Origin of the sequence: Streptomyces albus subsp. albus (assembly GCF_000719865.1) — a bacterium.
Taxonomy (GTDB): Bacteria; Actinomycetota; Actinomycetes; order Streptomycetales; family Streptomycetaceae; genus Streptomyces; species Streptomyces albus_E.
On sequence record NZ_JOID01000033.1, the window covers coordinates 60,106 to 86,429 of the forward strand.

20 protein-coding genes and 1 pseudogene are annotated in these 26,324 nt (G+C 73.7%); 6 read left to right on the plus strand and 15 right to left on the minus strand.

Annotation, left to right across the window (positions count from 1 at the left end; all coding sequences use genetic code 11):
• Window positions 1-2: 2 nt before the first annotated feature.
• Window positions 3-638 (plus strand): dihydrofolate reductase family protein, encoded by a 636-nt coding sequence (locus IF83_RS0126165; protein ID WP_030548249.1) that lies wholly within the window; start codon window positions 3-5, stop codon window positions 636-638.
• A 184-nt stretch (window positions 639-822) separates the two neighbouring features.
• Here the strand turns inward: IF83_RS0126165 and IF83_RS0126170 are convergent, their stop codons facing one another.
• The 3 genes from IF83_RS0126170 to IF83_RS0126180 all read right to left on the minus strand — a co-directional run bounded on the left by IF83_RS0126170 (window position 823) and on the right by IF83_RS0126180 (window position 3,374).
• Window positions 823-1,431 (minus strand): hypothetical protein, encoded by a 609-nt coding sequence (locus tag IF83_RS0126170; protein WP_030548251.1) that lies wholly within the window; start codon window positions 1,429-1,431, stop codon window positions 823-825.
• A 232-nt stretch (window positions 1,432-1,663) separates the two neighbouring features.
• Window positions 1,664-2,053, minus strand: coding sequence for a four-helix bundle copper-binding protein (locus tag IF83_RS0126175; RefSeq protein ID WP_394297380.1), 390 nt, complete (start codon window positions 2,051-2,053; stop codon window positions 1,664-1,666).
• Between the two features lie 181 nt (window positions 2,054-2,234).
• Window positions 2,235-3,374: an FAD-dependent oxidoreductase gene (locus IF83_RS0126180; RefSeq protein ID WP_030548255.1), complete on the minus strand. Its 1,140-nt coding sequence runs from the start codon at window positions 3,372-3,374 to the stop codon at window positions 2,235-2,237.
• Between the two features lie 280 nt (window positions 3,375-3,654).
• On the opposite strand from IF83_RS0126180, the gene IF83_RS0126185 reads away from it, so the two are divergent.
• Complete coding sequence (locus IF83_RS0126185) at window positions 3,655-4,059, plus strand: ChaB family protein (protein ID WP_030548257.1); 405 nt, start codon at window positions 3,655-3,657, stop codon at window positions 4,057-4,059.
• Window positions 4,060-4,302: 243 nt separating this feature from the next.
• Here the strand turns inward: IF83_RS0126185 and IF83_RS0126190 are convergent, their stop codons facing one another.
• The 3 genes and pseudogenes from IF83_RS0126190 to IF83_RS0126200 form a co-directional block, all read right to left on the minus strand.
• Entirely contained in the window at window positions 4,303-5,025 is a 723-nt protein-coding gene (locus IF83_RS0126190) for a thiaminase II/PqqC family protein (protein WP_051723428.1), read from the minus strand.
• Between the two features lie 361 nt (window positions 5,026-5,386).
• Window positions 5,387-6,514 (minus strand): annotated as a pseudogene (locus tag IF83_RS0126195) (pyridoxal phosphate-dependent aminotransferase); the annotation flags it as partial.
• Between the two features lie 271 nt (window positions 6,515-6,785).
• Window positions 6,786-7,805 (minus strand): lytic polysaccharide monooxygenase, encoded by a 1,020-nt coding sequence (locus tag IF83_RS0126200; RefSeq protein ID WP_030548262.1) that lies wholly within the window; start codon window positions 7,803-7,805, stop codon window positions 6,786-6,788.
• Between the two features lie 235 nt (window positions 7,806-8,040).
• Between IF83_RS0126200 and IF83_RS0126205 the strand changes: the two genes are divergently transcribed.
• Window positions 8,041-8,922: an SDR family oxidoreductase gene (locus tag IF83_RS0126205; protein ID WP_030548264.1), complete on the plus strand. Its 882-nt coding sequence runs from the start codon at window positions 8,041-8,043 to the stop codon at window positions 8,920-8,922.
• Between the two features lie 83 nt (window positions 8,923-9,005).
• Here the strand turns inward: IF83_RS0126205 and IF83_RS0126210 are convergent, their stop codons facing one another.
• The 4 genes from IF83_RS0126210 to IF83_RS0126225 form a co-directional block, all read right to left on the minus strand.
• Complete coding sequence (locus tag IF83_RS0126210; protein ID WP_030548266.1) at window positions 9,006-9,908, minus strand: universal stress protein; 903 nt, start codon at window positions 9,906-9,908, stop codon at window positions 9,006-9,008.
• Window positions 9,909-10,154: 246 nt separating this feature from the next.
• Window positions 10,155-12,656, minus strand: a complete 2,502-nt coding sequence (locus IF83_RS0126215; protein ID WP_051723431.1) for a glycoside hydrolase family 65 protein — start codon at window positions 12,654-12,656, stop codon at window positions 10,155-10,157.
• Entirely contained in the window at window positions 12,653-13,474 is an 822-nt protein-coding gene (locus IF83_RS0126220) for an HAD family hydrolase (protein ID WP_107046885.1), read from the minus strand. Before IF83_RS0126220 ends, IF83_RS0126215 begins: the two co-directional genes overlap by 4 nt.
• A gap of 180 nt (window positions 13,475-13,654) precedes the next feature.
• Entirely contained in the window at window positions 13,655-14,527 is an 873-nt protein-coding gene (locus IF83_RS0126225; protein WP_030548271.1) for a universal stress protein, read from the minus strand.
• 180 nt (window positions 14,528-14,707) lie between these two features.
• Between IF83_RS0126225 and IF83_RS0126230 the strand changes: the two genes are divergently transcribed.
• Complete coding sequence (locus IF83_RS0126230) at window positions 14,708-15,166, plus strand: Crp/Fnr family transcriptional regulator (RefSeq protein WP_030548272.1); 459 nt, start codon at window positions 14,708-14,710, stop codon at window positions 15,164-15,166.
• Window positions 15,167-15,233: 67 nt separating this feature from the next.
• Here IF83_RS0126230 and IF83_RS0126235 read toward each other — a convergent pair whose 3' ends face one another.
• The 5 genes from IF83_RS0126235 to IF83_RS0126255 form a co-directional block, all read right to left on the minus strand.
• Window positions 15,234-16,673 (minus strand): GH1 family beta-glucosidase, encoded by a 1,440-nt coding sequence (locus IF83_RS0126235; protein WP_030548274.1) that lies wholly within the window; start codon window positions 16,671-16,673, stop codon window positions 15,234-15,236.
• Window positions 16,674-16,869: 196 nt separating this feature from the next.
• Window positions 16,870-18,414: a GH1 family beta-glucosidase gene (locus IF83_RS0126240; protein ID WP_078843886.1), complete on the minus strand. Its 1,545-nt coding sequence runs from the start codon at window positions 18,412-18,414 to the stop codon at window positions 16,870-16,872.
• Between the two features lie 400 nt (window positions 18,415-18,814).
• Complete coding sequence (locus IF83_RS0126245; protein ID WP_030548278.1) at window positions 18,815-19,732, minus strand: carbohydrate ABC transporter permease; 918 nt, start codon at window positions 19,730-19,732, stop codon at window positions 18,815-18,817.
• The gene (locus tag IF83_RS0126250) at window positions 19,729-20,733 is read right to left on the minus strand and encodes a carbohydrate ABC transporter permease (protein ID WP_030548280.1); all 1,005 of its coding nucleotides are present in this window, start codon (window positions 20,731-20,733) and stop codon (window positions 19,729-19,731) included. The genes IF83_RS0126245 and IF83_RS0126250 overlap by 4 nt, the downstream gene beginning before the upstream one ends.
• Before the next feature lie 94 nt (window positions 20,734-20,827).
• Window positions 20,828-22,168 carry an ABC transporter substrate-binding protein gene (locus IF83_RS0126255; protein ID WP_030548281.1) on the minus strand — a complete coding sequence of 447 codons (1,341 nt, stop codon included), beginning with the start codon at window positions 22,166-22,168 and terminating at the stop codon, window positions 20,828-20,830.
• A gap of 896 nt (window positions 22,169-23,064) precedes the next feature.
• Here IF83_RS0126255 and IF83_RS0126260 point away from each other — a divergent pair.
• The gene (locus IF83_RS0126260; RefSeq protein ID WP_030548283.1) at window positions 23,065-24,093 is read left to right on the plus strand and encodes a LacI family DNA-binding transcriptional regulator; all 1,029 of its coding nucleotides are present in this window, start codon (window positions 23,065-23,067) and stop codon (window positions 24,091-24,093) included.
• 749 nt (window positions 24,094-24,842) lie between these two features.
• Entirely contained in the window at window positions 24,843-26,270 is a 1,428-nt protein-coding gene (locus IF83_RS0126265; RefSeq protein ID WP_051723433.1) for a GH1 family beta-glucosidase, read from the plus strand.
• Window positions 26,271-26,324: the final 54 nt, after the last annotated feature.

A 26,324-nucleotide genomic window follows, 5' to 3' on the forward strand; every position in this document is an offset into this window, starting at 1 on the left:
CCGTGCGCAAGCTCGTCTACTACATCGCCTCCACCCTCGACGGTTTCATCGCGGGCCCGGACGGTTCCGACCCCACCGGCCCCGGCGGCTTCTGGCCGATCCCCGAGGACTACCTCGCCCACATCATCGCCGAGTACCCGGAGACCCTGCCCGCCCCGGCGCGGGCCGCGCTGTCCGTCACGGGGGAGTCCAAGCGCTTCGACACCGTCATCGAGGGCCGGCGCACCTACGAGATCGGCCTCAAGGCCGACATCACCGACGCCTACCCCCACCTGCGGCACCTGGTGGTCACCCGCACCCTGAGCGAGAGCCCGGACCCGGCCGTCGAACTCGTGCCCGGGGACCCGGTGGCGAAGGTCCGGGAGCTCAAGGGGGAAACCGGCGGGACGGCCGGGGACGGCGGCGCCGCCGGCGGCCCCAAGGACATCTGGCTGATCGGCGGCGGCGAGCTGGCCGGAGCGCTCTACGGCGAGATCGACGAACTGATCATCAAGCTGAGCCCGCTGACCGCCGGCAACGGCATCCCGCTCTTCTCCCCCGGGGCCGCCTTCGACCCCCGCCGCTGGGAACTCACCGACCACACGGTCCTGAAGAGCGGCGCGGCCTTCCTGACGTACGCCCGCGCCACCGGCGCGTAGGGCCCCGGCGCGGAGCGGGCCTCAACGGGCCGGGGTGCCGCACGGCGGGGGTGCCGCACGGCAGGGCACGGCAAGCACGGCGCACGGCTCCGCAAGCACGACCGGTGCGGCAGGCGCGGCAGGCGCCGCCGCACCGCATCCGCCCGCCCCGCCGCGGGCCGCGCTCCCGCCCGGAGCCGCCGCCTCACCCGCGCCCCGGCACCACCGTCGTGACGACCCGCACCAGGGCGGGCGTGCGCGGGGCGGAGCCGAAGCCGAACCGGACCGGCGGCGCGACGGGCGCGAGGGCGCCCAGGTCCCCGCCCTCGTACCGGGCGGCGGCCGATACGACGGGCAGCAGATCCCGCGCCCCGTACCACTCGCGGCTCCCGCCCGCGGCGCTGCCCCTGGCCCGCACCCCGGGCAGCAACCGGGCGGGGAGGTCGGTCAGCGCGACCCAGGCGGGACGGGCGGCGAGCGGCGCGGGCACGCAGCGCAGCAGCCACCCGAGGGGGCCGCGCCGCCCGGTGGTGAACCGCAGGCTCAGCGGCCCGGCCGTGACGTTCCACACCGCCCCGGCCGTGGCGACCGCCACCGGGGTGACGAGCACCCCGTCGAAGCGGTAGACGCCGCCGACGAAGTCCGCGACCTTCCGGGTCGGCGCGAGCAACAGCCGCTCCCCGTCCGCCCGTTCGACCATGACGTCACTGAACGGCCCGAACGGCGACCGGGGCCAGTGCCCCACCACCACGCGCGTACCGGAGGCGGTCCCGACCCCCGCGATCCACCCGTCGAAGCGCAGGGCACCCTTCATCGCACTCCCTTCCGCTCGTGGCCGTGCCACTTCTCCGGGGAGACCGGAGGATGCCGTTCGGAGGTGAGTCCGGATGTCATGCGCGGCGCGTACCGCCGACCCCGGCGCGGGGCCCGGCCGGGCGCGGTCCGGCCGGACCCCGCGAGGGTTCCGTCGTGTGCGGCTGTGTTCGGGGCCCGCATGTTCCCCCTCAAGGCGCCGTGCGTTCGCCGGTGGCGGCCGTGGCGGCTTCTCAGCCCAGCTTCGCCAGGAGCGCGTTGCACGCCTCCTCGCAGCGGCGGCAGGCCTCGGCGCAGACGCGGCAGTGCTCGTGCATGTCCGCGTGCCGGCCGCACTCGTCACCGCAGGATTTGCAGACGGTGGCGCAGGCCTGGACGACCGCGCGGGTGATGTTGGCGTCGTACTCGGTGTGCCGGGAGAGCACGCGGGCCGTGGTGTCGCAGACGTCGGCGCAGTCCGTGTTCGTCCGGATGCACTTCCGCAGCGAGGCCGGGTCGTCCTCCGACAGGCAGGCGTCCGCGCACGCCGTGCACGCCTGCGAGCAGGCGAGGCATTCCTCGATGCAGCGCTGCAGCGCCTCGCGGTCGACGGCGCCCAGATCGGCCGGGTAGGTCCTCAGCATCTCCTTCACAGGGCTCACGGTCATGCCTCCGTCCGGCCGGGGCCGGTGCCATTCCGCACTCACTCACCCGCGGCCTCCGCCACCGGTTAACACGGAACGCGCCCCCTCAAACCCGCCCCTTCGAACCCTTTGTGTGCCGATGGGCCGATGTGCCGGGTTGCGGTGCGCCGACGCGGCGCCCTTACGGCCGCTCGCTCAGGGCCGTCATGGTGCGGCCGATCAGACCCGGGGCGTCCGCGTCGCGGTCACCGCTCATCAGCCACTCCCCCAGCTGGACCGAGGCGTCCACGACCCGGCGCACGCGCGGCAAGCGCCGCTCCCGGTAGGCCGTGAGCAGCTCGTCGAGGGAGGACCGTGCCGCGGCGGGGCCGGTGAGGAGACCGGCCAGGACGGAGACGTCCTCCAGGGACATCGCGGCGCCCTGGGCCAGGGTCGGCGGGCAGGCGTGGGCGGCGTCCCCGGCGAGGACGACGCGGCCGCGGTGCCACGGGCCCTCCACCAGCAGCCGGTGGAACCAGGTGTAGTGGACCCGCGCCGGGTCGGTGAGGTGCTCGCCGATCTCCTCCCAGACACCGCCGTAGCCGGCCGCGAGAGCCCGCATCTCCTCGGCGTGCCGCGCCGGGTCGAGGGCGGCGGGGTCGCGTTTCGGCTCGACCAGGTAGGCGTAGAGGGAGTCCTCGCCGGTGGGGCAGTAGCCGGCGATCCAGCACGGGCCGCCGTAGGTGAGGTCGGTGCGCTCGACCCTCTCGGGGCGCGGCGCCGTGGCCCGCCAGATACCCATGCCGGTGGGCTGCGGGCGGTCCGGTATCCCGATCAGCGCGCGGGTCGCGGAGTGCAGGCCGTCGGCGGCCACGACGAGGTCGTAGCGGCCGGAGCCGCCGTCGGTGAAGCGTACGGAGACACCGTCCCGGTCCTGGTCGAGCGAGCAGACCGTGGTGCCGAGCCGGACCCGGGCCCCGGAGGCGCGGACGGCCTCCATCAGAACGCGCTGGAGCCGGGGGCGGCGGATGCCCAGGGTGGCCGGGAGGTCGTCGCCGCCGGTGCGCAGGTCCGGCATCACCCGGAGCAGCGTGCCGTCCGGGGCGGTCATCCCGAGCGTGTTGAAGCCGAACCCCTGGTCGCGCACCTGTTCCCAGACGCCGATCTCGCGCAGCACCCGCAGGGCGTTGCCCTGCAGGGTCAGGCCGGAGCCGGTCCGGGCGTTCCAGTCCGCCGCCGACTCGACCAGCTCCACCTCGATACCGGCCCGGCGCAGCAGCACGGTGAGGCCGTTTCCGGCCGTGCCGCCGCCAATGACGAGAACGGATCCGACGGTGCTCATGGTGTGGTGTTCCTCCCCATGGGGCCAGTGGTGGTGACAGTGATGCCAGTGGTGACGGTGGTGGCCGCCCGCGCGGCGGCGGCCGGGCCCCGCCGCGGGGCAGCCGGGTCCGGTGATCAGAACAAGATCCCATATCCGGGCGGCGACCGGGGCGGCGGGCATCAGGGGGCCGCGGCCGGGTACCCGGGAGGGATCCGGCCGGATCGAGACCGACCGGACGAACCAGATGAACCAGATGAACCGGACGACAGGTGACGGACGGAGAAGGCAGGTGGTCCCCGTGCCGGGACGCAAGGAACTCCCCTCGACCCTGGAGCGCTCCGACGAGAAGGCGCAGCGCACCTGGATCAAGGCGCACGACTCGGCCGTGGAGGAGTACGGCGAGGGCGAGCGCGCGCACCGGGTGGCTTTCGGCGCGCTCAAGCACATGTACGAGAAGGTGGGCGACCACTGGGAACGCAAGGAGGGCGGCCGCAAGGGCCCGTCCGACCGGCGGGCGGCCCAGCCCCGGCCGCAGAGCGGGCCGACCGGCGAGGGCGTCGACGAGCAGGCGTCCAAGGCGCACCTGTACGAACTGGCCCAGCGGATGGACATCACCGGCCGGTCGAAGATGTCGCGGCAGGAGCTGCTGGAGGCCGTGCGCAAGGAGAACCGCTCGCGGACCCGCAGGAGCCGGGAGTCCTGACCGGGGGACACGACCGGCAAGCATGACCGGGCGGCGGTGAGCATTGCGGGTCGGCGGTCGGCCCTCGGCGGGTGCCGGGGGTGTCGGCCGTCGGCCCGTACCGGCACCGCTCGTTCCGGCACTGCTCATTCCGGCAGTGCCTGTACCGGCGATGCCCGTACCGGGGCCGCGCGCTCGGACGCCGGGCGTTGAGCCCCGTTCAAACGCCGCCCGGGACGCCGCCCGGCACGGGCACAGCCCCGTTCAGGTGCCGGCGCGGCCGGTGCCGGCGGCCCGGCGGGGCTCCTCCGGGCGGCGGGCGGCCGCCTCTTGGGCGAGGGTGTCCCAGAACATGAGCTCGTAGGTCTGCAGCAGCTGCCCGTAGTGGTGCACCGCCCGCCGCCCGAACCGCTGTCCGGAGTCCAGGCCGGACTGCACGGCGTCCAGGGCCTGTTCGGTGACCTCCGGCGCGGGGGTGGCGAAGAAGTCGACGAAGCCGCAGGCCGCGTCCGTGAAGCCGTAGTGGCGGCGCAGCCCGCGGCTCATCTCCGCGCAGTAGTTGCCCCAGGCCGCGAAGTTGGCGGTGACGGCGATGACGGCCTCGACCGGTTCGGCGTTGAGCGCGAGCCAGGAGACGTACGCCGGGTAGGTCTGGCAGCCGGGCAGGGGTTCGTGGTCACGGACGGTGTCCGCGTCGAGGCCGCAGGCCTCTTCCAGATCGGAGAGCCGGTCCAGGGCCAGGGTCTCGCCCTGCGCCAGGCCGGTGAAGAACGCCTCGACGGCCGGCTCGGCGGCGGCCCGGTCCGCCAGGTGGAGGAAGCTGCGGCGGTCGGAGCCGATGATGTGCCGCTGTTCGAGGGCGAAGAGCCCGATCGTCTCCGGGGGCGCGGTGCCCTCCGCGACGCGGGCGACGAAGCGGTTGCCCCCGGAGTCGGGCGCCAGCTCCCGCACCGCCTCGTCCAACACCTCTCGGGCCGATAGCGCCATCCTGCCGCCTCCTGGGCCGGTCGTCTCGCTGTGCCCCAACATTCTCATGAACCACCGTGACGGGTCCTGTCGGTGACGGTCCCGCCGGTGAGCGCCCCGCCGGTGACCGGGCCTCCGGTGACGGGGCATCCGGCTTGCCGTGCCCGCCGGTTCCCCGGCCCGTCAGCCCGCCGCGTCACCGCCGGGCTCCGCCACCCCACCACCCGCCGCCGTCGGGCGGCACCGTCGGCGCCGGCCCGGCCCTCCGGGGCACGGGGGCCGGGCCGGCGCCGCGTCAGGACACCGCCGCTCCCACGGGGAGCGCCGCCAGCACCTGGTGCGGCGCCTGCTGGGACGGCTGCGGCTGCTGCTGCGGTGACGGCCGGGTGCCGTACAGGCAGGTGCGCAGGGCCGCCACGAGTCTCTCCACGTCCGCCGAGGGCCTGACGACCAGGCGGAGGAAGCGGCTGCTGCTGCCCAGCTTGTTGCCGCACTCGCGGACGTAGAGGCCGTGCTCGGTGAGCAGCCGGTCCCGCAGGGCGGCTCCGTCCACCCCGTTCGGCAGTTTCACCAGCAGGAAGTTGCCCTGGGAGAGGAAGACCACGAGCTCGGGCAGTGCGGCCAGGGCCATGGCCATGTGGGCGCGGTCGCTCGCCAGCATGGTCAGGCTCTGCTGGTACTCGGCGCCGTACTCCTTGAGCATGAAGACCACGGTCTCGGCGAAGGCGTTGAGGTTCCACTTCGGCAGCGCGTCGCGGATGGTGGCCGCCAGGGCCGGGTTGGCGACGCAGTAGCCGAAGCGGATGCCGTGCAGGCCGAAGTTCTTGCCGAGGCTCTTGAGGACGACCACATTGGGCCGGATGGTGGCCTCGTCGGCGACGGACGGGGCGCGCTCGGCGTCGACGAAGTCGATGAACGACTCGTCGATCACCACCAGGTCGAGATCGGCCAGTTCATCCAGCAGCCAGATGATCTGGCTGCGGCGGAGATACCCGCCGTCGGGGTTGTTGGGGTTGCACACCACGGCCACCCGGGAGCCGCGCCGCCGGATGAAGCGCACGTACTCCTGCAGATCGAGCGCGAAGTCCTGCTCCTCCCGCAGCGGGAACATGTCCACCCGCTTGCCGGTCTCCATCGGCTGGTCCGTCCAGCGGCCGAAGGTGGGGATGGGGACGGCCAGGCTCTCCTTGACGAGCAGATGGTCGATCCAGGTGATGAGTTCCGTGGAGCCGTTGCCCATGGCGACGGTCTGCGGGTTCAGGCCGAGGACGGTGCAGAGCTCGGCGGTGACGGTGTCGGCGTCGCTCGGGTAGTACTTGAGGATCGTCTCCAGGGAGTCCCGCAGCCGCCCGAACATGTGCGGCGTCGGGAAGTACGGGTTGCAGGGGATGCAGAAGTCCAGCCGCTGCTGCGCACCGCCCGGCGGCTGCGGCGCCGCGCCGTTGCCGTACGGGGCCACCGGGTTCAGCGGCGTCGGCTGCGGCGGCTGCGGCGGCACGGGGGCCGCCATCCTCCCGGACCCCTCGGCCGCAGCGGGCGGCCGCACGGCACCGGCCCCGGCCGCGCCACCGGACGTGTCGTTCCCCGAAAGGCGGTTGAGCATGGCCCAGGACGGGCTGTGCGCGGTGCTGCGCAGCACGCCGGCATCGAGCGGTTGGGACACGGCGGGGAGCTCCTTGTCGGTTCGGTGCGCCGCGGACACGTCCGCGGCGGCGGTGGATCGGCGGGGCCGGCGCCTTCCCGGCCCCGGGGCGGGCGCGGCCCGTCCCGGTGGCGAGTGGTCAGGTGCGCCGGCGGCGGAGGAGAAGCGCGACCATGGCGGCGCCGCCGGTGAGGACCGCCGCGGCGCCCGCCGGCAGGAGCCAGGAATCCGCGGCGGAGAGGGACGAGGCGACGGTGCGCGAGGCCGGGCTCGCGGTGTCCTCCCCGGCGTCCGGCGCTCCGCCCGCGGTGTCCCCGACGGCGGACTCGTCCCCGGCCGGTTTCCCGTCCCCGGCCGGCTCCGGGGTGCCGGCGGCGTCCGGGCCGGCCTGCTCCGGCCCCGGGGTCTTCCCGGCCGCGCCGGCCGCCGCCTCCCCGCCGCGTTCGCCTTGTCCCCGGGCGGGCCGCTCCCCCGGGCCGCCGTCGCCACCGAACCCGCCCGCCGCCGTCCCGGACGGGACGAGGAGGAGGTCGGAGCAGGAGTAGTAGGTGTCCGAGGAGTCCGTGGTCCGCCAGACCGTGTAGAGCAGATGGCGCCCGGTGCGGCCGGCGGGAAGACGGCCCCGGACGCGGTAGGAGCCGTCCCGGAGCTCCGGTCCGGTGACGGACGCGAAGGGCTTGGTGTCCAGGTCCGACCAGGTCAGGGGTTTCGACGGGTCGTATGCGGGCCGCGTGAGGTAGAGGTCGAAGGTGCCGGGGTGCGGGATCGTCCCCTCGTAGCCGAGGGTGAGCCGTGAGCCGGCGGCCAGCTCCGTCACCGGCCAGTCGGTGCGCGGGATGTCCAGGCCGCGGTGGGCGTCGAGGCCCGCGCTGCACAGCCGTCCGTCCGGGATGACCCGGCGTTCGCGTTCCCTGCCGCCGGTGTCCGCACGGCGGAGGTTGTCCCAGGCGCCGAGCGGCTGCCCCTTGTTGGCGGCGACGGCGGCGCGGCAGGCGGCGGAGCGCGCGTACGGCCCGCCCTCCGGTCCGCAGGCGGCGGCCCGGCTGAGCGGGCCGGTCGGGGCACCGTGGGCGGCCGCCGGCGCCGCGGCCGGGCCGGTGAGCAGCAGGACGACGGCACCGGCGAGTACGGCCGGCACAGCCGTGCGATGCGCGGTCATACGAGGGAGACCTCCTCAGCCCGTGCGGCGGCCAGCCCGCCTGCCCCTCTCTTACGGGCGCGGACGGCGGTGTGTTCAGCCGGGGGCATATTCCTTCGGCGCGGGCCGCGCCGGTGCGCGCACCCCCTGCCCGTCCTCCGCGCGTGCTTCCCGCGCATGGCCGCCGGCGCGGTTTTCCCGGCGGGCGGCAGGGCACCCGATGCACACCCAGACGCAGAGGAATCAGGCGGTTCGGATGAGCGACAACCAGCGGAATCCCGTGACGCAACACGCGCGGCCGGACTTCCCGCAGCAGGACCAGCCGCACCCCGGCCACACCGAGGAGATGCGGCCCGAGCCCGACCACGGCGAGTCGTCCTACCGGGGCAGCGGCAAACTGGAGGGCCGGCGCACGGTCGTCACCGGCGGCGACTCGGGTATCGGGCGGGCTGTCGCCCTGGCCTTCGCGCGCGAGGGCGCCGACGTCCTGTTCACCCATCTGGAGGAAGAGGAGAAGGACGCCCGGGAGACCGTCCGGCTCGTCGAGGACGCGGGGCGGCGGGCGGTCGCCGTCTCCTGCGACATCCGCGAGGAGGCCAACTGCCGCGCCCTGGTGGACCGGGCGGTCGATGAGTTCGGGCGGATCGACGTCCTGGTGAACAACGCGGCGTTCCAGATGGCGCAGCCGGAGAGCATCGAGGCCATCACCACCGAGCAGTTCGACCGGACGCTGCGCACCAATCTCTACGGCATGTTCTGGCTCTCGAAGATGGCCCTGCCGCACATCCCGGAAGGCGGCAGCATCATCAACACCACGTCCGTGCAGGCGTACAAGCCGAGCCCGCACCTGCTGGACTACGCGACCACCAAGGGCGCCATCGTGACCTTCACCCAGGGGCTGGCGCAGTACCTCGCCGACCGCGGCATCCGCGTCAACGCGGTGGCGCCCGGCCCGGTCTGGACCCCGCTGATCCCGGCGACGATGCCGGACACGGAGGAGTTCGGGAAGCAGGCCCCGCTCGGGCGCCCGGCCCAGCCGGCGGAGATGGCCCCGGCGTTCGTCTTCCTCGCCTCGCAGGAGGCGAGCTTCATCACGGCGGAGATCATGAACGCGACGGGCGGCACGCCGCTGCCGTAGCGGAACGCGCGGGACGGAACCGGGAGCCCGCGCTGCCGGACCCGGGGAAACCCGGGCCCCGGCCCGCGGGCTCCGGGCGACGCTCAGTCGTGGGCCACCACCGCCACCGGGCAGTCGGCGTGGTGCAGCGTCGCGTGCGCCACCGGGCCCAGATGGCGGCTGCGGCCCGAGGTCTCGCGGCGGCCGCGGCCCGGGGTTTCGCGCCGGCCGACGACCATGAGCCCGGCCCGCGCCGAGGCCGTCAGCAGCACCTCCGCGGCGGCGCCGATCTCCACGTGCTCGACGACCTCCACCTGCGGGTACCGCTCCCGCCAGGGCTTCAGGGCGTCGTGCAGCATCTTCTTCTCGTGCGCCTCGATGCCGCCGGACTCGTCGGCGAGCTTCATGGCCGCCGGGCTGTAGTTGAAGACCGTGGGCAGGCTCCAGGCCCGTACGGCGCGGAGCCGCATGCCGTGCGCCGCCGCGTGGGCGAAGGCGAAGGCGAAGACGGGTTCGCCGCTCGCCGTCAACTGGTGCAGGCCGGCCACGACCTCGTCCCGCACCCGCCGCTCCGGCCGGTCGCTCTCGTCCTCTGCCGCGCGCACCATCACCACCGGCCCGGCGGCCCGGCCCAGCACCTGGAGGCCGACCGATCCCAGCAGGAAACCGAGGAGACCGGTGTGGCCCCGGGTGCCGAGCACCGTCATCTCGGCGTGCTCGCTCCGCTCCAGCAGCGCCGCGACGGCGGGCGCCGGAGGCTGTTCGACGGTGAGGTCCAGATCCGGGTACCGCTCCTTGAGCCCGGCCGCGGCCTCGTGCAGCATCCGCCGCGCCGCCTCGCGCTGGGTCTCCTCGTCCGGGGTGACGGGCGGATCGACCGGCTCCCAGCTCCAGGCGTGGACCAGGGTCATCGGCAGCTCGCGGTGGAGCGCCTCCCGGGCCGCCCAGTCGGCGGCCGCGAAGCTGGCCCGGGTGCCGTCCAGACCGGCGACGACGGGTCGGGGCATGGGAGTTACCTCCAGGTGCTGAGTACGGGCGTGGGTTCGGGCGTGGTACGGGCGTGGATCGAGGGTGCGTACGAGCGCGGGACGGGCGGAAGCGGGGCGGGGCGGGCGGCGCCGCGCGGACGCTGCCGTGCGTGTGCCCGGTCCGAGTCTTCCGTACCCCGTGGACCGCCGCGCACCGCGGGGTCCCCCGCCGTGCGTCGCCGGGCCCGGCCGGGGCCGCAGCCGGCACGGGCACACCGGCAGGCCCTACGGCTCCGTCGGCTCCGTCGGCTCCGTCAGCTCCGTCAGCTCCGTCAGCTCCGTCAGCTCCGTCAGCTCCGTCAGCTCCAGCGTGCAGGACTCGCCGGGGTGGAGCGTGACGGACCGGTCGGGGAGCACCAGCCGCACCGGCGGCTCGTCGGATTCCGGTACGTCGACCCGGAGTTGGCCGGGGCTCAGCCGCATGGCCAGTCCCCAGTGGTTGTGGTAGCGGACGGTGAAGCAGTACTCGGACAGCTCGGGCAGCGGCGCGGGGTCGAGGACGAGCGCGTCGGCGCGCGGGTCCATCCCGGTCAGGCCGCGCTGCACGAGGTCGAGGGTGCCGGCCATGGCACCGAGGTGGATGCCCTCCTCGGTCGTGCCGCCCTGGAGGTCGGCCACGTCACTCTTCAGCGCCTCCAGGCAGAAGTCCCACGCCTCGGCGCGCCGCACCCGGGCCAGTACCCAGCCGTGCACCAGGCCGCTGAGCGTCGAGCCGTGCGAGGTGCGGTGCAGGTAGTGGTCGACGGTCCGCCGCCAGGTGTCGTCGTCCAGTTCGTAGCCCAGGTGCCGGAAGATCCCGGCGAGTTCGGCGGGCGGGAAGAGGTAGCCGAGCATCAGCGCGTCGGCCTGTTTGGACGCCTGGTAGCGGTTGGTGCTGTCGCCCTCGGCCTCCAGGATGCGGTCCAGGCGGCGGATGTTGCCGTAGCGGCGGCGGTAGCCGTCCCAGTCGAGCTCGGCGAGTTCGCCGTAGCCCTCGAACTGGCTGATGACGCCCCGGTGGAAGGGCACGTGCAGCCGGCGGGACACCTCCTCCCAGAGGTCCGGTTCACCCGCGTCCGTCCCGGTCTCCTCGAAGAGCTGCCGGCGCCGCGGCTCCGGCAGGGCACGGACGACTTCGAGGGCGCGGGTGAGCACCCAGGCGGCGGTGACGTTGGTGTACGCGTTGTCGTCGAGGCCCGGCGCGGTCGCGTCCGGGTAGGCCTCGTGGTATTCGTCGGGGCCGACGACCCCGCGGATGCGGTAGCGGCCCAGTGCCGGGTCGAACTCGGCGCTGCTCGCCCAGAAGCGCGCGATCTGCGTCAGCGTCTCGGCGCCCTTGGTCTGCAGATAGCCGGTGTCGCCGGTGGCCTCGCAGTAGTGCCACACGTTGTACGCCACCGCGGAGCCGACGTGGTGCTGGAGCCGGGAGTGGTCGGGCAGCCAGCGGCCGGAACGCGGGTTGAGGTGGACCTCCTGCGTCTCCTCGCGGCCGTCGCTGGCGCTCTGCCACGGGTACATGGCCCCGAGACGCCCGGCCTCGCGCGCGGAGCGGCAGGCGCGGGGCAGCCGCCGGTGCCGGTAGTCCAGCAGGGCGCGGGACACCTCGGGGAAGTGCAGGTTCAGATACGGCAGTACGAACAGCTCGTCCCAGAAGACGTGGCCCCGGTACGCCTCGCCGTGCAGACCCCGCGCGGGCACGCCGACGTCCAGTTCGGCGGTGTGCGGCGAGAGGGTCTGCAGGACGTGGAAGAGGTGGAACCGCAGGATGCGGCCGGCCTCGCCGGGGACGTCCAGCTCGGCGCGCTCCCACAGCTCGTGCCAGGCCCGGCGGTGGGAGGCGAGCAGGTCCGGGTAGCCGGGGGCGTGGGCGGCGCGGTCGAGGACGGCCTGGAGCGGGTCGCCGATGGCCGGGTCGCGGGAGGTGTGCAGGGCGACGGTCTTGTCGACGGTGACGGGCCTGCCGGGCGCGGCGGCCAGGAGCAGCAGCCGGCGGGTGTGCGCGGTGCCGGGTTCCAGCCGGGAGGAGTGGGGCTGCGGTGTGGTGGTGGTGCGGGCGGCCATGCCGATGCCGATGTCGGAGCGCGTGGTGCGGCAGTGCAGCCAGACGGTGTCCGGTTCCCGGATACCGGTGGTGACGTCGGTGAGATGACGCCCGGCGAGGTCGCGGTAGCGGGCCACCCCGGAGTTGGTGACCTCGCCGTCGAGCCCGGACTCGGCCTCCAGGAGGCCCGACCAGTTCTCGGGTTCGAGCACGGTGCGCAGCACGGCGAGGTGCGGGTCGGCCATGTGCAGGAAGCGGGTCTGTTCGACGCGGGTGCGGCGGCCCGCCGCGTCCTCGCAGCGGAGGGTGCGGGTCAGGGTGCCGGTGCGCAGGTCGAGGGACTGTTCATGGCTGAGGAGGCCCTCGGTGTCGGGTGAGAACCACGCGGTCTCCGGGGTGGTGCCCGCCGTGCCGCCCGCGCTGTCACCGCCGTCGCCGTCGCCGTCGCTGTGGGCGCGGAAGCGCAGCGGCAGCCAGTTCGGCAGATTGACCATGTCCTCGTTCTCGACCTCGCGCCCGGCGACGGTGGAGGTGAGCCGGTTGTAGCAGCCGGCGACATAGGTGCCGGGGTAGTGCACGCCGTCGGCGGTGCACTCGGGGGCGGCGCCGCGGGTGGCGAAGTAGCCGTTGCCGAGGGTGCACAGGGCTTCGCGGAGGCGTTCCTCGGCGGGATCGTAGCCCTCGTACCGCCAGGTCCAGTCGTTCATTCCGGGCCTTTCTCGGTCTGCGGGCCGGGGATCGGGCCGGGGCGGCCGGGGTTCGAGCCGGGGCCGGATCCCGGGTCCGGCAGGAGTTCGGCGAGGTCGCGGACCACGCGGTCGGCGCCGTGCCGGCGCAGCTCCCCGGCGGCGCCCTCGTCCTCCGTCCGGTTCACGCCCACGACCAGGCCGAAGCCGCCGCGGCGGCCCGCCTCGACCCCGGCGAGCGCGTCCTCGACGACGGCCGTCTCCCGGACCGGTACGCCCAGCCGGGCGGCGGCTTCCAGGAACAGCGCGGGGTCGGGTTTGCCGGGCAGTCCGAGCCGGGCCGTCTCGTGGCCGTCGACGAGGGCGTCGAACAGGTCCCGCACCCCGGCGCTCTCCAGCAGTTCCCCGGCGTGCCGGGAGGCGGAGGCCGCGGCGCGGGGCACCCCGGCCCGTTGCAGGGCACGCAGCAGCCGGACGGTCCCGGGATAGGCCTCGATGCCGCCGGCCCGGAGGCGTTCGGTGAAGAGGCGCTCCTTGAGGGCGGCGACGGCCCGCACCGAGCCGGTGCCGGGCGGGTCCCGGGGGTCCCCGGCGGGCAGGCGCAGCCCGCGGGCGGTGAGGAAGGCGGCGGCTCCGTCGAGGCGGGCCTTGCCGTCGACGTGGCGGCGGTAGTCCTCGCCGGGGTCGAAGGGCCGGCGGTCGGCGGGGTCCGGCGGCGGGTGGTCGCGCAGGCAGGTGTCGAAGGCCGCCTTCCAGGCCGCGGCGTGCACCCGGGCGGAGTCGGTGATCACCCCGTCGGTGTCCAGCACCCAGGCCCGTACGCCGGGCGGGACGGACAAGGCGGGCGCGGCGGGCCGCCGCGGCTCGGGGCCGGGGCCCCGGTCGCTGCCCGGGGCCGCGTCGTCCGTCGCGGGGTCGTCCGTCGCGGGGTCCTGCTCCACAAGGGCTCCCTCTCCGGTGCGGTACGGCTGCGGGGCCCCGCCCGGGGCGGACGGGGTCCGGCCCGGGCGGGAGCGGGGTCAGGGCCGCTCGGGGACGACGGCCACGGGGCATTCGGCGTGGTGCAGCACGGCGTGGTTGACGATGCCGAGCTGGAGACCGAGGTGTCCCTCGCGCCGGCGCGCGCCCACGACCAGCAGATCGGCGGTGCGGGAGGCATCCAGGAGGGCCTTGCGCGCGGGGCCCTCGGCGATCTCGTGGGTGATCTCGACCCCGGGGTGCTCGCGCCGCGGCTCCCGCAGCAGCTCCTCCAGGATCCACTCGGCGCGCTCCTCCTCCGCCTGGCCGGGGCTCCCGGTGAGCAGCGGGTGCCGCATCGGCTCGTGCGGGCGGCGCCAGGCCCGTACGGCCGTCAGCCCGGCGCCGCGGACCGCGGCCTCGCGGAGGGCGAACCGGGCGGCGGCGGTGCCGTCCGTCTCGTCGCCCGCGCCGAGCACGATCCGCCCGCCGGAACCGGCGGGCGCGTGCTCCGCGCCGCGGACCACGACCACCGGGCAGCCGGCGCGGGCCGCCACCGCCAGGCCGACCGAGCCCAGCAGCAGACCGCCGATGGCGCCCCGGCCGCGGCTGCCGGTGACCAGGAGGGACGCCCTCTCGCCCGCGCGGACCAGGGCGGCCGCCGGGTCCTCGGACACGGCCTCGGCGGTGACCTCCAGCCGGGGGTTCCGCTTGCGGGCGCGCTCCTCGGCGGCCCCGAGGATCTTCTCGACGGGCAGCGGCTCGGCGAAGCGGGCGGTGCCCGCGGGGGACTCCGACCCCTCGTACTCACCCCACAGGGAGGCGTGCACGATCCTCAGCGCCGTCCCGTGGCGGGCGGCCTCGTCCACCGCCCAGTCCAGTGCGGCCAGGCTGTGCTCCGAACCGTCGACACCCACGACCACGGGCAGTTCCATCGCTCCACCGTCTCCTCTCGCGCCGGCCACCGCGCCGGCCTCGCGGCTCCACCGTCGCATCCTCCCCTGTTCCCCATCAGGGCGGGACGGCACCCCGATTCGGGGACTTTCGGCCCCGTACGGCGGCGGCCCCGGGGGCGGATCATCGTAGGGGGACACCGGAATGCGTGAAGGGAGCGGATGATGACCAACAGGAACGGCGTACTCGCCGCGCTGACGCAGGAGCAGCGCGAGAGGCTGATGGAGCTGGCCCGGGAGGTCGTCTTCCCGGCCGGGACGCGGATCTTCGAGGAGGGCCGCACGGCCGATCGCTTCTGGCTGATCAAGTCCGGCAGCGTCACGGTGGACGTGCACGTGCCCGGCCGCCGCTCCCCCGCCGTGGAGACGCTCGGCACCGGCGATCTGCTCGGCTGGTCCTGGCTCATCCCGCCCCGCCGGTGGAACTTCGGCGCCGAGGCGCTCAGCCCCGTACGGGCCTACCAGTTCGAGGCGGCCCGGGTGCTGGAGCTGCTGGAGGAGGACCCGGTGCTGGGGCGGGCACTGTCCACCGCGGTCGCCGGAGTCGTCGCACACCGGCTGACCGCCGCCCGCACCCGGCTGCTCGACCTGTACGCGCCCTACGGCAGCGGCGCCGCCTGAGCCCTCCGGAGCCCTCCCCCGTCCGCGTCCCGCCGCGGCCACCCGCGGCGGGACGCGGCGTGTCCGGCTACCGCCCGGCGCCGCCGGGTGCGCTGCCGGACGCGGCGCCGTGCCGGGCGCGGTGGTCCGCCATCAGCGACCGGTACCAGTGGTAGCTGTCCTTCGGGGTGCGCTCCAGCGTCTCGTAGTCGACCCGGACGATCCCGAATCTCCGGTCGTAGCCGAAGGCCCATTCGAAGTTGTCCAGCAGGGACCAGACGAAGTAACCCCGGACGTCCACGCCGGCGGCGATGGTGTCCGCCAGCACCCGCAGATGGTCGTGGAGGTACGCGACCCGGTCCGCGTCGTGCACGGCGCCGTCGTCCGCCACGGTGTCGGCCTCCGAGGAGCCGTTCTCCGTGATGAGGAGGGGCGGCAGGGACGGGTACTCCCGGGTGAGCTCCGTGAGGAGCTCCCGCAGGGCCTCCGGGACGACGGGCCAGCCCATGGTGGTCCGCCGCACGTCCTCGCGCCAGAGCTCGGCCGCGCCGATGTCCACGGCGGTGCGCGCGGCGGGGTCCGGCTCCGTGTGCGGGGTGTCGCGCACGGTCATCGGGCGGTAGTAGTTGATGCCGGCGAAGTCGAGCGGCTGCCCGATCAGCTCCAGGTCGCCGTCGAGCCGCCAGGACGGGTCGGCCGCGAGCTCCCCCCAGGTCTCGCGCTCGTACCGCGGGTAGCGGCGGGCGAACAGCGGGTCCAGCCAGATGTCGTTGTGGACGGTCCTCGCGCGCCGTACCGCCGCGTGGTCGGCCGGGGTGTCGCTCTCGGGGACCAGCAGTTCGGGGTTGAGCGTGATGCCGACCTCCCGGGCCCCGGCCTCGCGGAGCGCCCGTACGGCCAGGCCGTGGCCGACCAGCAGGTGGTGGGCGGCCGCCAGGGCCCCGCGACCCTCCTTCGCGCCGGGCGCGTGCCGGCCCCGGGCGTAGCCGAGGAAGGCGCTGCAGAAGGGCTCGTTAAGGGTCATCCAGCGGCCGACCCGGTCCCCGAGCCGCCCGGCGACGACGGCCGTGTACTCGGCGAAGAGCTCCGCCGTCTCCCGGACCCGCCAGCCGCCGCGGTCCTCCAGGGCCTGCGGCAGGTCCCAGTGGTAGAGGGTCGCGCAGGGGGTGATGCCCGCCTCCAGCAGGAGGTCGGTGAGCCGGTCGTAGAAGTCCAGGCCCGCCTTGTTGACCTCGCCGTCGCCGCCGGGGCGGACCCGCGGCCAGGCGATGGAGAAGCGGTAGCTGTCGACGCCGAGGTCCCGCAGCAGGGCGATGTCCTCGCGGTAGCGGTGGTAGTGGTCGCAGGCGGTGTCACCGGTGGCGCCGCCCTCGACCTTGCCGGGGGTGCGGCAGTAGGTGTCCCAGATGGACGGCGCGCGGCCGTCCTCGTCGTGGGCGCCCTCGATCTGGTACGCGGCGGTGGCGGCGCCGAAGCGGAAGTTCGCGGGGAAGCGCGGGAGGGCCCGCGGACTGCCGGTGTCGGTCATGGGGAGGGGATGTCCTCTCTGTCGTGTCTGTCGTGTCTGTCGTGTCTGTCGTGTCTGTCGTGTCTGTCGTGTCTGTTGTGCGGAACGCGTGCGGAACCGGTACGGAGACGGCTCGGGCGGAGACGGCTCATACGGAAGCGGGCTTGTCCGGAAACGGTCCGGGTGCCGGGCGCCGGCGCCCGGTGGGCCGTCCGGACTACTCGGAGAGCTGCCCGGGGATCCCCTCGCGAACCGGCCGCCCGGAGATCCGCTCCGGGAGTGGTGCGGAGTTCTGCTCGGGGAACGGCATGGGCGCCTGCCCGGGCAGCGGGAGGGGGACCTCGTCCGGGAGACGTCCGGTGCGGGCGACCCCGGCGTACCAGCGCGCGCTGGACTTGGGGACGCGGGCCTGGGTCTCGTAGTCGATGTAGATGGCCCCGACCCGCTTGCCGTAGCCGTAGGTCCACTCGAAGTTGTCGAGCAGCGACCAGAGGTAGTAGCCGCGCACGTCGGCGCCGTCCTGCAGCGCCCGCAGGACGGCGTCCAGATGGCGGTGGAGGTAGGCGATGCGCTCCGGGTCGTGCACGGTGCCGTCGGGGCCGGGCCGGTCGTCGTACGCCGCGCCGTTCTCGGCGATCAGCAGCGGCAGGCCGGGGAAGTCGGCGGTGAAGCTCATCAGCAGGTGGTAGAGGCCGGTGGGGTCGACGGGCCAGCCCATGGCGGTCCGTTCGCCGGACGGCTGGTGGAAGACGACGCCGTCCGCGCCGGGCCAGGGTGAGGCGGGGCGCGCGGTGCCGCGCGCGGTCCGCCCGTCGGGGCGCGCGGCGGAGACGACGCGGGAGGTGTAGTAGTTGATGCCCAGCGCGTCCAGCGGCTGGTGGATCGCGGCCGTGTCGCCGTCGCGGACGAAGGACCAGTCGGTGAGCCGCACCGTGTCGGCGAAGAGGTCCTCCGGGTACGCCCCGGCCAGCATCGGGCCGGTGAAGATCCGGTTGCCGACCGCGTCGATGCGCCGGACGGCCTCCAGGTCCTCCGGCGTCTCGGACAGCGGCCGGACCAGGTGCGGGTTGAGGGTGACGCCGATCTGCGCGGTGGGCGGCAGGGTCTCGCGGAGCACGGCGACGGCCCGGCCGTGGCCCAGATTGAGGTGGTGCGCGGCGCGGAGGGCGGCCACCGGGTCGGTGCGGCCCGGGGCGTGGGTGCCGGAGCCGTAGCCGAGGAAGGCGCTGCACCAGGGCTCGTTGAGGGTGGTCCACAGGGAGACCCGGTCGCCGAGGGCCTCCGCGACGATCTGGGCGTAGTCGCCGAAGCGCTCGGCGGTGGCGCGGCGGGGCCAGCCGCCGACGTTCTCCAGGTCCTGCGGCAGGTCCCAGTGGTAGAGGGTCACCGCGGGCTGGATGTCGTTCGCCAGGAGCTCGTCGCAGAGCCGCCGGTAGAAGTCGAGACCGCGCTGCACGGCCGGGCCGCGGCCGGTGGGCTGGACCCGGGGCCAGGAGACGGAGAACCGGTAGGCGCCGATGCCGAGTTCGCGCATCAGCCGGACGTCCTCCGGCATCCGGTGGTAATGGTCGGCGGCCACGTCGCCGGTGTGGTCGCGGAAGACGTTGCCGGGGGTGTGGCTGAAGGTGTCCCAGATGGAGGGGGTGCGGCCGTCCTCGGTCGCGGCACCCTCGACCTGGTACGCGGCGGTGGCCGCCCCCCACACGAAGCCCGGCGGGAAGGAGCGGGCCGAGGCGGCGGACCGGACTTCGTGCGCGGTCATGGGAGAGCACTCCTTGGGCTCGGTGCGGACGGCGGGGAGAGGCCCGGGGACCGGTGGGGGGTGGTGCCCGGATCGGGCGCAGCGGTGGCGGTGCGGAGCGGGAACGGTGCGGTGCGGGTGGTGCCGTGCGGGTCGTACTGCGGTGCGGGTCGTACTGCGGTGCGGGTCGTGCAGGTGGCGCGGGGGCGTACAAGCGGTGCCGGTGCGGGGCGGGTTGGAACGGGGGGGGACCGGGGACGGCGGGCCGAGGCCCGGAGAGCGGCGCGGGGACCCGCCGCGGCGAGTCGACGTCACCCCGGCACCCCGTCCGCCCCGTCGCCCCGCCACCAGTCAGCGCCGGAGCCACCGCGGTGGTCTCTCCGCGGGGGCTCCGGCGCTCCGGTGTGCGGGCCGGCGCGGGTCAGCTCTTGACGGCTCCCGCGGTGATGCCGCCCACCACGTGCTTGCCCAGCAGGGCGAAGACCGCCAGCAGCGGGATCGTGGCGATCAGCGCACCGGTCAGGACGACCGCGTGGTTGACGGTGTGGTTGCCGGCGCCGAGGCCCGCGAGGGCCACCTGCAGCGTCGGGTTCCCGTCCGGGGTCAGCGCGATGAACGGCCAGAAGAAGTCGTTCCAGGACTGGACGAAGATGAGCATCCCCAGGACCGCCATCGCCGGCCGGGCGACGGGGAACACCACATGCCAGATGATGCGCATGCTGTTCGCGCCGTCCATCCGGGCCGCCTCGACGAGTTCCACCGGCAGCGCCTCCAGCAGGAACTGGCGCATGAAGAAGACACCGAACGCGGCCACCAGGGTGGGCAGGATGACGGACTGCAGCTGGTCGACCCAGCCCAGCTCGGTGATGATCTGGTAGAGCGGGATCACACTGAGCTGCGGCGGCACGGTCATCGTCGCGATGACGACCGCCAGCAGGATGTTGCGGCCGCGGAACTGCAGCTTGGCGAAGGCGAATCCGGCCAGGGTGGCGAAGAGCACCGTGCTCATCGCGACCGTGCCCGCCACGATGGTGGTGTTGATCAGCGCCTGGCCCATGTGGACCTGGTTCCAGGCGATCTCGAGGTTGGTGAAGAGCTGGTCGCCGGGGAGGAGTGGCGACGGCGCCTGGACGACGCGCTCGCCGGTGTGCGAGGCGGCGACGAGGTTCCAGTACAGCGGGAAGAGCGAGAAGAACGCCGCCAGCGCGAGCACGATGTAGGTGAGCGGGCCGGCGTGGTTCTGGCCGCCGGCCCGGCCGGCCTTCCCCCCGCGGCGCGGGACCGGAGCCTTCCGGCGGCCGCCGGCCTCGGCCGGGGCCTTGGTCAGGGCGTGCGTCATGAGGAGGCCCCCGTCTTCTTGCGGTTCCTGCGGGAGATGAGGGCCTGCACCCCGCCGACGAGCAGCAGGAGCAGCAGCATCACCCAGGCGATGGCCGAGGCCTGGCCGAGGGAGCCGGTGACCCAGCCCTTCTCGTACATCAGCAGGCTCAGCGTCTGGTACTGGTTGGCGCTGCCGCCGCCGATGCCGAGGCTGCCGCCGAAGATCAGCGGTTCACCGAAGAGCTGGGTGGCGCCGATCGTCGAGACGACGACGGTGAAGAGGATCGTCGGACGGATCGACGGGATGGTGACGCTGATGAACTGCCGCCAGCGGGAGGCGCCGTCCAGCGCCGCGGCCTCGTAGAGGTCGTTCGGCACGGCCTGCATCGCGGCCAGGTAGATCAGGGCGTTGTAGCCGGTCCACCGCCAGGTGACGATGGTGGAGATGGCGATCTGCGCCGGCCACTTCTCGGTCTCCCAGTTGACCGCGTCGATCCCGAAGAGGCCGAGGAAGCCGTTGATCATGCCGTAGTCGGTGTTGAACAGCTGCGCGAAGACGAGCGTCGCGGCGGCGATCGAGGTGGCGTACGGCGCGAGGATCGCGACCCGGTAGAAACCGCGGCCGCGGAGCTTGTAGTTGAGCAGATGCGCCAGACCGAGCGCCATCAGCAGCTGCGGCACGGTGGAGATGACGCCGATGGTGAAGGTGTTGGCCAGCGCGTTCCAGAAGAAGTCGCTGTCCGTGAGCCCGGTGTAGTTCTCGAGACCGCGCCACTCCGCCTCGCCGCCGAGCTCCACCCGGTGCAGGGAGAGCCAGCCGGTGTAGATCAGCGGGAAGAGCCCGAAGGCGGCGAAGGTGAGAAAGAACGGGGCGATGAACGTGTAGGGGGTCGCCTTGACGTCCAGCCGGTAGAGCTTGCTGCGCCAGGCGCTGGGGGCCTTGCGGCGCCGTGCTGGTCGGGGGGCGGGCGGCGCGGGGGGCGGACTGCCGTCCGCGGCCGCCCGTACGGAGGTAGCCACGAGTGGCGTCCTTCCACGGGGATCGGTTCTGACGGTGACTCAGGCGTACGGGCCGCCCGCCGGCGCGTGGCCGGGCGGGCGGCCCGCCGTCCCGTTACTGATCGATCTTGTCTGCGATCAGGTTCTTCACGTTCTTCCAGGCCGCGTCCGGGTCCGTCCCGCGCTGCTCGATGTCGAGGATGCCGTTGTCGGTGATGAAGGTCTTCACCTGGCCGTCGTAGCGGCCGATCGGCGCCGGCTCGATCTTCTGGGCGGCGGCGGAGTAGATCTCGCCGACCGGGGTGTCACCGAAGTAGTCGATCTTGGCGGTCTTGACCTCCTCCGACTCCATGGCCTTCGTGGTGGACGGCATCAGACCGGCCTTGGCGAAGACCTTGGCCTGCTGCTCCGGAGCGGTCAGCCAGGCCGCGAGCTTGGCGGCCTCCTTGGTGTTCTTGCCGGCCTTCGGCACGGAGAGGAAGGAACCGCCCCAGTTGGCGGCCACCGGCGGGGCGGCGATGTCCCACTTGCCCTGGTTCTCCGGGCCCGCCTGGTCCTTGATGATGTTCGTCATCCAGCTCGGGCAGACGACCGTGGCGAACTTGGAGTTCTTGAACGCCGCGTTCCAGGAGCCCTTCTCGTCGAACTGACGCAGCTTGGCGGTGAGGTCCGCCTCCGCCGCCTCGGACGCCAGGTCCCATGCCTTCTCGACGCCGGAGCTGTTCTCCCAGTCGAGCTGGCCGCGGGAGTTGGAGTACTGCTCGGGCGAGCTGGAGATCACGGCGTTGAACAGGCCGCTGGCGGAGTCGTGGAAGGCCGTGCCCTCGGGCGCCTTGGCCTTGTACTTCTTGCCCTGCTCGATGAACTTCTTCCAGTCGCCCTCCCACAGCTTGCCCACCTCCTCGCGGTCGGTCGGCAGACCGGCCTTCTCGAAGAGGTCCTTGCGGTAGCAGATCGCCATCGGGCCGATGTCGGTGCCGAGGCCGACGACCTTGTTGTCGGGCGTGGTCGCCTGCTTGATCTTCCAGTCCAGGAAGCTGGCGGTGGAGACGCCGTCCGCGGTGGCGAGGTCGACGAACTTGCCGGCCATGGCCGGGCTCGTCGCCTCGGCGATGTAGCCGACCTCGATCGCCTGGATGTCGGAGAGGCCGCTGCCCTGGGAGAGCCGGAGCTTCAGGGTGTCCCAGTACTTCTGACCGTCGGAGACGTTGTTCTCGACGATCTTGATGTTCGGGTTCAGCTTCTCGTACTCGGCGTAGAGCTTGGCGCCCGTCTTGTTGTCGTAGCCGAACGACCCGAAGGTGCCGACGCGCAGCTCGATCTTGCCGTCGCTGCCGGCCCCGCCTTCGGAGTCGCTGCTGCATCCGGTGATCAAGACTGCGCAGGTCGCGAGCCCGGCCACCGCCGCTATCGCGGTTCTGCGGCTACGGCCGCGGGTCCTGCTGGAAGTGCGCATTCCACTCTCCTTGTCCAGGTGGATCTCTGGCTGATGCCACGGGACGGTCCGTCCGGGGGCGGCTGGGGCGGCACGCGCGCCGCCGAGACGCCGACCGGCTCGGACCACGAGGGGGCTGACCGGCCGGTTCGGGTCCCTTCCGGACCGGCGGCCCTGGTGGTGCTGGACGTCGCCGAGTGCAGGCCTCCCCCCGGAAGGCCCGACTCCGCCTGGCGAGGGGTGGGAGCGCTCCCACTCGCGCCATGCCCGAAGGCTTGCGCCTCAGCGGGAAAGTGTCAAGACGTGAATACGGTTTCGTTGTGCGCATGTGTCCTAACGGCCACCCGGAGCTGCGATGGGGCGTGCGTCGGGGCAGGCGGGACGGGGTGCCGAAGCTCTCACGGGGCCCCAACCACCGTGTGGACCGGCGCGATTGCCCGACGAAGGTCCATCACTTCCCGAAGGGAGGAGTGCGGGGGCGCGGGGCGACGGCGCGCGCGATTTCACGGATTCGTTCGCGGTTCGTTACACGGGACGGGCGGTCGCACGGGCCGGGCGGCACGGCGCCGGCCGGCGCGACGGTCGGCATGACGGCCCGGCACGACGGGGCCGAGCCCGACGTTCCGGCCCCGGCGGGCCGGAACCCGCCCGGCGGCCCCGGGCCGCGAACGGGCCCGCGGCCGGATCGCGTTCCGCGTACGGCGCGGACAGCACCCCAGGCCCGTGACGGGTGCGGCCGGGGCGACGCGTGTTCACTTCAGCGGCTCGGATAGCATGGGAGCGCTCCCAAAAATGGGGCGGGATCGGGCCGGGCGCCGGTCCGAACGAGTGGCCGGAGACGGCCTGAACCGGCACTGCCGGCCTCCCCCGCACAACCCATCGGGGCGGCCCGGCGGGGCCGACGGTGGGGAGGCCTGATGGCGGTGAACGGACGGCGGAGCCGGCAACCGACACTGGAGGAAGTCGCCGCGCGAGCGGGGGTCGGCCGGGGGACGGTGTCCCGGGTGATCAACGGCTCGCTGCGGGTCAGCGACCAGACCAAGGCCGCGGTCGAACAGGCCGTGGCCGAACTCGGCTATGTACCGAACCGGGCGGCACGGGCGCTCGCGGGGCACCGCACCGACGCGATCGCCCTGGTCGTCCCGGAGGCGGAGACCAAGCTCTTCGCCGAGCCGTACTTCTCCGACATCGTGCGGGGGGTCGGCGCGGAACTCGCCGAGACCGAGATGCAGTTGCTGCTGACCCTGATCCGCACGACGAAGGAGCGGCAGCGGTTCGCGCAGTTTCTGCGGGCGCAGCGGGTGGACGGCGTCCTCGTCGTCTCGGTGCACGAGCACGACCCGCTGCCGGACCTGCTGGAGGATCTGGGCCTGCCGGCCGTGCTCAGCGGCCGGCGCTCCGATCTGGAGTCGGTGTCGTACGTGGACTCCGACAATGTCGGCGGAGCGCGGTCCGCCGTCGCGCATCTGCTGGCCGGCGGGCGGCGGAGGGTCGCCACCATCACGGGCGCGCTCGACATGTACGTCGCCCAGTGCCGGCTGGACGGGTACCGCCAGGCGCTGGAGTCCGCGGGGCTGGGGCGGGACCGGCAGCTCGTGGCGGAGGCCGACTTCACCGAGAGCGGCGGGCGCCGGGCGATGACCGAACTGCTGGAACGGGAACCGCGGCTGGACGCCGTGTTCGCGGCGTCGGACGTGATGGCCGCCGGTGCGCTGGGCGCGCTGCGGGCGGCCGGACGCCGGGTGCCGGAGGACGTCGCCCTGGTGGGGTTCGACGACTCGGCGATCGCCCGCCACACCGATCCGCCGCTGACGACGGTGCGGCAGCCGATCGAGGAGATGGGACGGGCGATGGCCCGGGTGCTGGTGGAGGAGATCGGCTCCCGGACGACGGCGAAGCGGCATGTGGTGCTGGGAACACGGCTCGTGCACCGGAACTCGGCCTGACCGCCCCGGCAGGGAGCCGTGGCCGGGCCCGCACCCCGGCAGCGGCCCCCGCGCCTGGCACGTGCGCGACGCCCCGGCGGGTCGGATCACGCCGGGATGCGGGTGCGCCGCGCCCGGCACGGGGGGTGCCGCGCCGGGCAGGGGTGCGCCGTGCCCGGGGTGCCGCCCGGCCGCTCGGGCGGCACCCGCGAATGCCGGAGCACTCCGGGCGGGTCACATCCCGGGATGCCGTGATTTCCGGCCCGCGGAAATACGCGGCACCGGCGCCGGGACCGGGAGCGGAAGCGGCGATTCACTAGTTGAAAGCAATGGCCGGGCCGACGACGGCCGTCGCGGCGCCGCGCCGCCGCCCCGGCAGGGGGCACTTCCGGGCCGGGCGGGGCCGGAGATACGACCGGGCCGGGCGTGACCGGTGAGGGCGACCGGGCTTTTCCTTCCGGGGAATTATGGCCCGCACACGCCGGCGGGCAGGGAAACCGGCAGCTCAACGGCGTGCGACCGGTGGACCGGGTTGCGTCTGCACGCCCCCGCCGGAGAAGAGCGGAGCGCGTTGAAATCTTGACACCGGCTGTCAGCTCCGCCACATTTATGGGAGCGCTCCCAGAGGTTTTTCGCGTTACTCACCCGCCCACAGCGACCCCGGCTGGCCAGGTGGTCGCTTTCCGCCCGATTTTGGGAACGCTCCCACTCGCTCCGCAGGTGCGCTGCGAGCCGTATTCGACAGTTGTTGATGAGGTCCGGACGTGACAATGCAGGATGAACAGACCGCTGTGGCACCGGAGGCAGAGCCTCGGGTCGCCGCCTTCCCGACCGGCTTCCTCTGGGGTGTGGCCACTTCCGCCTACCAGATCGAGGGCGCCGCGGACGCGGACGGTCGCGGACAGTCCATCTGGGACACCTTCGCGCATACTCCCGGACGGGTCGTCGGCGGTGACACCGGCGACGTGGCCGCGGACCACTATCACCGCTACCCCGAGGACGTCGCTCTCATGTCCGAACTCGGGCTGGGCGCCTACCGGTTCTCGGTCTCGTGGCCCCGGATCCAGGCGGACGGCTCCGGTCCGGCGAACGCGCGGGGCGTCGACTTCTACCAGCGCCTGGTGGACTCGCTGCTGGAGCGCGGCATCGAGCCGGCGGTCACGCTCTACCACTGGGACCTCCCGCAGGCCCTGGAGGACAAGGGCGGGTGGCTGAACCGCGACACGGCCTACCGGTTCGCCGAGTACGCCGGGGTCATGCGCGAGGCGCTCGGGGACCGCGTCAAGCTGTGGACCACCCTCAACGAGCCGTGGTGCGCGGCCTTCCTCGGGTACGGGGAGGGCAAGCACGCCCCGGGTGTCCAGGACCCGCCGGCCTCCCTGCGCGCCGCCCACCATCTGCTGCTCGCCCACGGCCTGGCCGTCCCGGCCCTGCGCGCCGCGGCGCCCGGACCGGTGGAGATCGGCACCACGCTCAACTTCTACCCGGTGTCGTCCGCCTCGGACGCCCCGGCGGACCTGGACGCCGCCCACCGCATCGACATCCTGCAGAACCGCCTCTTCCTCGACCCGGTGATGCAGGGCGGCTACCCGGCCGACATCCGGGCGCACCTGGAGCGGGTCTGCGGCACGGAGCACATCCTGGAGGGCGACGAGGCGCTGATCGGGGCACCGATCGACTTCCTCGGCGTCAACTACTACACCTCCTACCACGTGGCGGGCGGCGGCGAGCCCGCCGAGGGTCCCGGCTCCTGCTGGCCCGGCGCGGAGGACGTGCGGTTCCTGTCCTGCGGCCGGCCGCTGACGGACATCGGCTGGGAGATCGACGCCCGGGGGCTCCGCACCATCCTGGAGCGGATCAACAGCGACTACCCCGGCATCAAGATCATGATCACCGAGAACGGCGCCGCCTACGACGACCCGGTCACGCCCGACGGCAAGGTGCACGACGCCGACCGGATCGCCTACGTCGACGGGCATCTGCGCGCCACGCAGCAGGCCATCGCCAACGGCGTGGACGTGCGCGGCTACTTCCTCTGGTCGCTGCTCGACAACTTCGAGTGGGCCGAGGGCTACGCCAAGCGCTTCGGCATCGTCCACGTGGACTTCGACACCCAGCTGCGTACGCCCAAGGACAGCGCCTTCTGGTACGGCGGGGTGGCCCTGCGCAACGGCCTCTCCGGCGACGGGACCGGCTGACCCACACCGCGCTCGCGGCACCAGCGGGGGCGGGCACGGCAGGAACAGGCACAA

What these genes read in the sequence shown, in the direction of transcription:
- IF83_RS0126225 (WP_030548271.1), bottom strand. Translation starts at nt 14,527, where the DNA reads ATGGAACTGCCCGTGGTCGTGGGTGTCGACGGTTCGGAGCACAGCCTG.
- IF83_RS0126200 (WP_030548262.1), bottom strand. Translation starts at nt 7,805, where the DNA reads ATGACCGCGCATCGCACGGCTGTGCCGGCCGTACTCGCCGGTGCCGTC.
- IF83_RS0126245 (WP_030548278.1), bottom strand. Translation starts at nt 19,732, where the DNA reads ATGACGCACGCCCTGACCAAGGCCCCGGCCGAGGCCGGCGGCCGCCGG.
- IF83_RS0126265 (WP_051723433.1), top strand. Translation starts at nt 24,843, where the DNA reads ATGCAGGATGAACAGACCGCTGTGGCACCGGAGGCAGAGCCTCGGGTC.
- IF83_RS0126240 (WP_078843886.1), bottom strand. Translation starts at nt 18,414, where the DNA reads ATGACCGCGCACGAAGTCCGGTCCGCCGCCTCGGCCCGCTCCTTCCCG.
- IF83_RS0126205 (WP_030548264.1), top strand. Translation starts at nt 8,041, where the DNA reads ATGAGCGACAACCAGCGGAATCCCGTGACGCAACACGCGCGGCCGGAC.
- IF83_RS0126255 (WP_030548281.1), bottom strand. Translation starts at nt 22,168, where the DNA reads ATGCGCACTTCCAGCAGGACCCGCGGCCGTAGCCGCAGAACCGCGATA.
- IF83_RS0126170 (WP_030548251.1), bottom strand. Translation starts at nt 1,431, where the DNA reads ATGAAGGGTGCCCTGCGCTTCGACGGGTGGATCGCGGGGGTCGGGACC.
- IF83_RS0126190 (WP_051723428.1), bottom strand. Translation starts at nt 5,025, where the DNA reads ATGGCGCTATCGGCCCGAGAGGTGTTGGACGAGGCGGTGCGGGAGCTG.
- IF83_RS0126230 (WP_030548272.1), top strand. Translation starts at nt 14,708, where the DNA reads ATGATGACCAACAGGAACGGCGTACTCGCCGCGCTGACGCAGGAGCAG.
- IF83_RS0126210 (WP_030548266.1), bottom strand. Translation starts at nt 9,908, where the DNA reads ATGCCCCGACCCGTCGTCGCCGGTCTGGACGGCACCCGGGCCAGCTTC.
- IF83_RS0126175 (WP_394297380.1), bottom strand. Translation starts at nt 2,053, where the DNA reads ATGCTGAGGACCTACCCGGCCGATCTGGGCGCCGTCGACCGCGAGGCG.
- IF83_RS0126180 (WP_030548255.1), bottom strand. Translation starts at nt 3,374, where the DNA reads ATGAGCACCGTCGGATCCGTTCTCGTCATTGGCGGCGGCACGGCCGGA.
- IF83_RS0126215 (WP_051723431.1), bottom strand. Translation starts at nt 12,656, where the DNA reads ATGAACGACTGGACCTGGCGGTACGAGGGCTACGATCCCGCCGAGGAA.
- IF83_RS0126260 (WP_030548283.1), top strand. Translation starts at nt 23,065, where the DNA reads ATGGCGGTGAACGGACGGCGGAGCCGGCAACCGACACTGGAGGAAGTC.
- IF83_RS0126235 (WP_030548274.1), bottom strand. Translation starts at nt 16,673, where the DNA reads ATGACCGACACCGGCAGTCCGCGGGCCCTCCCGCGCTTCCCCGCGAAC.